The sequence below is a fragment of the Streptomyces lonarensis genome, from assembly GCF_012033735.1.
GTDB classification, from domain to species: domain Bacteria; phylum Actinomycetota; class Actinomycetes; order Streptomycetales; family Streptomycetaceae; genus Streptomyces; species Streptomyces lonarensis.
In genome coordinates this window covers 3,340-8,771 of the sequence record NZ_JAAVJD010000217.1, presented here as the reverse complement: position 1 = coordinate 8,771, position 5,432 = coordinate 3,340, and the positions used below count along the sequence as shown (strand labels likewise).

At 73.7% G+C, this 5,432-nt stretch carries 5 protein-coding genes; 3 read left to right on the top strand and 2 right to left on the bottom strand.

The window, feature by feature from the left end; translation table 11 throughout:
• The first annotated feature begins 373 nt into the window (after positions 1-373).
• Positions 374-1,651, top strand: a complete 1,278-nt coding sequence (gene hmgA, locus HCN56_RS20695) for a homogentisate 1,2-dioxygenase (protein ID WP_245246811.1) — start codon at positions 374-376, stop codon at positions 1,649-1,651.
• 24 nt (positions 1,652-1,675) lie between these two features.
• On the top strand, positions 1,676-2,431 hold the full coding sequence (locus HCN56_RS20690) for a GntR family transcriptional regulator (RefSeq protein WP_167973351.1): 756 nt from the start codon (positions 1,676-1,678) through the stop codon (positions 2,429-2,431).
• Positions 2,432-2,602: 171 nt separating this feature from the next.
• Here HCN56_RS20690 and HCN56_RS20685 read toward each other — a convergent pair whose 3' ends face one another.
• A complete protein-coding gene (locus HCN56_RS20685) occupies positions 2,603-2,866 on the bottom strand; it encodes a hypothetical protein (protein WP_167973349.1) in 264 nt (87 codons plus the stop codon).
• Between the two features lie 397 nt (positions 2,867-3,263).
• Between HCN56_RS20685 and HCN56_RS20680 the strand changes: the two genes are divergently transcribed.
• Positions 3,264-4,373, top strand: coding sequence for a DUF5925 domain-containing protein (locus HCN56_RS20680; protein WP_167973347.1), 1,110 nt, complete (start codon positions 3,264-3,266; stop codon positions 4,371-4,373).
• A 79-nt stretch (positions 4,374-4,452) separates the two neighbouring features.
• Here HCN56_RS20680 and HCN56_RS20675 read toward each other — a convergent pair whose 3' ends face one another.
• Positions 4,453-5,292: an aldo/keto reductase gene (locus HCN56_RS20675; protein ID WP_167973345.1), complete on the bottom strand. Its 840-nt coding sequence runs from the start codon at positions 5,290-5,292 to the stop codon at positions 4,453-4,455.
• Between the last annotated feature and the right edge of the window lie 140 nt (positions 5,293-5,432).

Genomic DNA, 5,432 nt, shown 5'->3' with positions numbered 1-5,432 from the left:
CGCCTGGCCGCCCTGCGGACGCCTCGGGTGGGCGCGTTTGTGCCCGTGGCACCGTCCCGGCTCGGGAGCCGTACGCGGGCGCCCACGGCGTGCGGACCGCCCACCGGGCCCCGCTGCACGTCCCCGCCCCGGCGCGCGACCGGCGAGGCCCGCGCTCCCGCGACCGGAGGATGCGTGGCCCGTTCAGGCGCACGAGCGTTGACGCGACGTCACCCCTATTCCTATGGTCTGACAAAGGAATCTCGGGGTGCCGGGCACCCCGCGGAGCGACCGGTGGTGCACCGGGGATGCCGAGGGCGCAATGACGGACCACCACGACGCGCGGACGACGGCGGACGTGCCGCCGATCGGGACCGGACCCGGAGGCCGCGCCATGCTGAGCGGCTTCGGGAACGAGCACCAGAGCGAGGCCGTCGCCGGCGCGCTCCCCCGCGACCGGAACTCCCCGCAGCGCGCGCCGCTCGGGCTCTACGCGGAGCAGCTCTCCGGCAGCGCCTTCACCGAGCCGCGGGCGCGGACCCGCCGCTCCTGGCTCTACCGGGTGCGTCCCTCGGCGGTCCACCCCGCCTTCGCCCGCGTCGACAACCGCGAGCTGCGCTGCGCCCCCTTCGAGGAGACCGTCCCCGATCCGAACCGGTTCCGCTGGGACCCGCTGCCGGCCCCCGCGGCGGGCACCGACTTCGTCGACGGCCTGTGGACGCTCGGCGGCAACGGCGACGCCCGGCAGCGCAGCGGCATGGCGATCCACCTCTACCGCGCCGACACCTCGATGCCCGACCGGGTCTTCGGGAACTCCGACGGCGAGCTGCTGATCGTCCCCGAGCGCGGGGTCCTGGAACTGCGCACCGAGTTCGGCCGGCTGACCGTGGCCCCCGGGCACGTCGCCCTGGTGCCGCGGGGGGTTCGGTTCGCCGTCGACATCGCCGAGGGGACGAGCGCACGGGGGTACGTCTGCGAGAACTACGGCGCGCCGTTCGAACTCCCGGAACTCGGGCCGATCGGCGCCAACGGGCTCGCCGACGCCCGGGACTTCCTGGCCCCGACCGCCGACTTCGACGACACGGACCGCCCGGTGGAAGTGGTGAACAAGTTCGGCGGCAACCTCTGGGCCGCCACGCTGGACCACTCGCCGCTGGACGTCGTCGCCTGGCACGGCAACCACGTGCCGTACGTCTACGACCTGCGTCGCTTCAACGTCATCGGCAGCATCAGCTACGACCACCCCGACCCCTCGGTCTTCACCGTCCTCACCTCGCCGTCGGACACCCCGGGACTGGCCAACGCCGACTTCGTGGTCTTCGCACCCCGCTGGCTCGTCGGCGAGGACACCTTCCGGCCGCCCTATTTCCACCGGAACGTGATGAGCGAGTACATGGGGCTGATCGAAGGGGCCTACGACGCCAAGGCCGCGGGCTTCCTCCCGGGGGGCGGTTCGCTGCACAATATGATGTCCGCGCACGGCCCCGACCGGGAAACCTTCGACCGGGCGAGCGGCGCGGACCTGGTGCCGCAGAAGGTGGACGACGGACTGGCGTTCATGTTCGAGACGCGCTGGCCGGTCACCCTGGCCGGACAGGCACGCTCCGCCGGGCACCTCCAGCAGGACTACGACACCGTGTGGGACGGTCTCCGGCGGAACTTCCGTTCCTGAGCCCCGCGCCCCCGGGAGTACGGCATGAGCGTCTTCGCCCCCGACACCGTCGAGCTGAACCGCAAGCTGCCGCTGTGGTACCAGGTCTCCCAGTCGCTGCGCGCGTCCATACTCGGCCGGCAACCGCAGGAGCCCCTGCGGTTGCCGACGGAGGAGCGGCTCGCCGGCCACTACGGCGTCAGTGTGCTCACCATGCGGCAGGCGCTGAAGGAACTGGAGACCGAGGGGTTGATCAGCCGCCACCGGCGGCGCGGCACGTTCATCCAGCCCGACGTGCCGCGCGGGGCGCCGGTGCCGCTACTGGGGTCGGTCGACGCGATCGTTGCGCAGCAGTCCGGGGAGCTGAGCACGCTGCTCGCGCGGCAGACGACGGCCGTCCCGCCCGAGGTCGCCGAGCACTTCCCCGGCCTGGACGAGGTGGTGGCCTTCCGGCGGCTGCGCCGCGACCCGGAGAGCGGCGAACCGACCAACTGGGCGGAGAACCTGCTACCGCCGGACGTCGCCGAACGGGTGGACGCGGAGTTGCTGGAGCGGTGGCCGATGACGAAGGTGCTGCGGGACGAGGCGGGCGTGGCGGTCCACCGGATCGACAACACGGTGCAGGCCCGGCTCGCCGACCCGGGGACGGCACGGCTGCTGGAGGTCCCGCTGCTCAGTCCGATCCTGCACTGTACCGGCATCTCCTACGACGACCGGGGCCGAACGGTGGACGTCGTCCGTATCCACTACCGGGGCGACCGGTTCTCGTTCGCGGTGTCGGTGGACGCCGATCCGCGGTGAGGTCGCGCGGCCCGCAGACCGGCGGCCGCGGCGGGCGGCGCCGGGAGAGCGGGCACCGCGACAGGCCGTCGCCGACCTCGTGACCGCGCGCCGAGGGCCCGTCGGGGCGGGGCCCGTCCGAGGACGGGCCGCCACCCGCCGACGGGCCGTCGGGCGGTGTGTCGTCGCCGGTCAGTCGCGACCGCCGAAGAGCGTGCGGCGAAGCCGCCGCAGCGGGGCCAGGAGGTGCACCCGGGCCCCGCGGGAGGCCGGCGCCGGACGCTCGTCGCGCCGGGTCAGCTCCCGCATCAACTCGGTGGCGTCCTCGGCGTCCCGCTGCGGTACGGCGGGTCCCGCGAGCACGCTCAGATGGCGCTCAAGGCGCGGTCCGGACGCACCGCTCCGGCACTCGACCGCAGGCACGCGGGGCCTGCTGCGCACTGTTATCCGATCCATGCCTCTCCCACCCGTAACTGGGCCACCCGGTCCGGGGCGATCCACCCTAACGCCCCGCCGAGGCGGCAGAGTATCCCGGACCCATGATTCACCTTTCCCGCAAGGGTGTTGACGAACACACCGGGGTCGTCACCGCCGGGCGCACTGCCAGGGCGCACCACCCCACGGCGTGCCGCCGGACGCGCGCCGTACCGCACATCCGTTCCTCGGGGAGGTACACCCTCGCACACGCACCCGCGCCACCTGACGCACGGTCACCCGGCGCGCCGCCGCAGGCCGCGGCGGTTCCCCGACCGCCGGCCGGGAGCCACTGCCCGCACCACGCAGTACGGAGCGACACCGTACCCCGCGCATAAGGGCGTGCGTCCGGGGCACCCGATGGCCGATCATGGGCGGTATGCACGCCGATCACCGCCCGTCCCGCTCGGAGGAACAGCCGCCCTTCGGTCTCGTCGTCAACGACCCGACCTCGCCCGGCGAGGTCATCGACGCCCTCCTCGTCGCCGGCTACGCCTCCGGGGACTACCCCTTCGCCCGCAGCAAACGGCTCCGCCAGGTCAAGGACGAGCACAGTCTGCTGCCCGCGGACGTCCGGGTCCGCCACACCTCACGGGGCTCCGACAACGACTCGGTGCTCGCCGCCGGGGCCGACTTCCTGGTGCGCTCGCAGCGCTGGCAGTTCGGGGCCCAGGTCACGGTGGTCGCCCGCAGCGACGAGGTCGCCGAACGGGTGCTCAAGGAGGCCGTGGACGGGGCGGAGAAGCCGGACGACACCGAACCCGCCTCGGTCTCGATGGGCTTCTGGCACTTCTCCCCCAGCAACGGCCCGGTCCGCACCACCCGCAGCATCAGCGCGGCGTCGTGGCAGGAGGCCCGGCCCAACTACGCCGCCCCCGTGGCCACCGCCATGGACCGGCTGATGACGACCACGGCCGAGGACGTGTCGGGCCGGCTGGTGCTGCTGCACGGCCCGCCCGGCACGGGCAAGACCTCGGTGCTGCGGACGCTGGCACGCGCCTGGCGCGACTGGTGCCAGGTGGACTGCGTCCTCGACCCGGAGCGGCTGTTCAACGACGTCGGCTACCTGATGGACGTGGCCATCGGCGAGGACCCGGACGACGAGGACGACGGCCGATGGCGGCTGCTCCTGCTGGAGGACTGCGACGAGTTGATCCGCGGCGGCGCCAAGGACTCCGCCGGCCAGGCGATGTCCCGGCTGCTCAACCTCACCGACGGCCTGCTGGGCCAGGGCCGCCGGGTCCTCGTCGGCATCACCACCAACGAGGACCTGGAGCGGCTGCACCCGGCGGTGGTGCGGCCCGGCCGCTGCCTGGCGCGCATCGAGGTCGGCCGGCTGTCGCGGCGGGAGTCGGTGCAGTGGCTCGGGAGCGAGGAGGGCGTCGGCCGGGAGGGCGCCACCCTGGCCGAGCTGTTCGCGCTGCGCCGCGGGGTCGACCCCTCGCAGGCGCACGACCGTGTGGTGACCGGCGACGGGCTCTACCTCTGACATCTCGGGGCGTGACGTCGCCCCCGGTCCGCGCGGTGCGGACCGGGGGCGGCGTCGCTGCGGGACGGTGGGGCCGAGGTCAGAACTCCTCGTAGTGGGCGGGGTCCTGGTCGGCGAGCCGCCCCTCGGGCCGGGCCAGCGAGGCGATCCGCGCCATCTCCTCGTCGCTCAGCTCGAACCCGAACACGTCCAGGTTGGCGGCCTGCCGCTCGGGCGAGGTGGCCTTGGGCAGCGGGATCGCACCGAGCTGGAGGTGCCAGCGGAGCACCAGCTGGGCGACGGTGACCCCGAGTTCCTTGGCGATGCCGACCAGCACCGGCTCGTCGAACAGGTCCCGGGCACGCGCCAGCGGGCTCCACGACTGGGTGAGGATGCCGTGGTCCGCGTCGTAGGCCCGCTGCTCGCTCTGCGGGAAGTAGGGGTGCAGTTCGATCTGGTTGACCGCGGGGGTCACCCCGGTCTCGGCGGTGAGCCGGTCGAGGTGCTCGGGCAGGAAGTTGCACACCCCGATGGCCCGCACCAGCCCGCGGTCCCGCGCCTCGATCAGGGCGCTCCACGCCTCGACGTACCGGTCGGTGCGGGGGTTCGGCCAGTGGATGAGGTAGAGGTCCAGGTACTCCAGGCCGCTGCGGTAGACCGACTCCTCGACCGCCGCGAGCGCGTCGTCGTGGCGGTGGTGGCGCCCGGGCAGCTTGGAGGTGACGACGATCTCCTCGCGCGGGACGGCGGAGTGCCGCACGGCGCGGCCGACGGCGCCCTCGTTGTCGTAGTTGGCGGCCGAGTCCAGCAGCCGGTACCCGGCACGCAGCCCGGCGCCGATCGCCTCGGCGCCGGCCGCGCCCTTCAGCTTGTAGGTGCCCAGACCGATGGCGGGCAGGGACGGTCCGTGCGGGGATGACAGGACGGGGACGTCGCCCATGACGGGGAACTCCTCGGGGTGGTGGCCGTCCGGCGGGGCGCCTTCGGCGGCTCCGCGCGGCGGGGCGGGCGAGGTGCCGGACGAGGGAGAGCCGGGCCGCCTTGGTACCGGGGACCGACGGCTGCACGGCGAAGGTCACG

What these genes read in the sequence shown, in the direction of transcription:
- hmgA (WP_245246811.1), top strand. Translation starts at nt 374, where the DNA reads ATGCTGAGCGGCTTCGGGAACGAGCACCAGAGCGAGGCCGTCGCCGGC.
- HCN56_RS20690 (WP_167973351.1), top strand. Translation starts at nt 1,676, where the DNA reads ATGAGCGTCTTCGCCCCCGACACCGTCGAGCTGAACCGCAAGCTGCCG.
- HCN56_RS20685 (WP_167973349.1), bottom strand. Translation starts at nt 2,866, where the DNA reads ATGGATCGGATAACAGTGCGCAGCAGGCCCCGCGTGCCTGCGGTCGAG.
- HCN56_RS20680 (WP_167973347.1), top strand. Translation starts at nt 3,264, where the DNA reads ATGCACGCCGATCACCGCCCGTCCCGCTCGGAGGAACAGCCGCCCTTC.
- HCN56_RS20675 (WP_167973345.1), bottom strand. Translation starts at nt 5,292, where the DNA reads ATGGGCGACGTCCCCGTCCTGTCATCCCCGCACGGACCGTCCCTGCCC.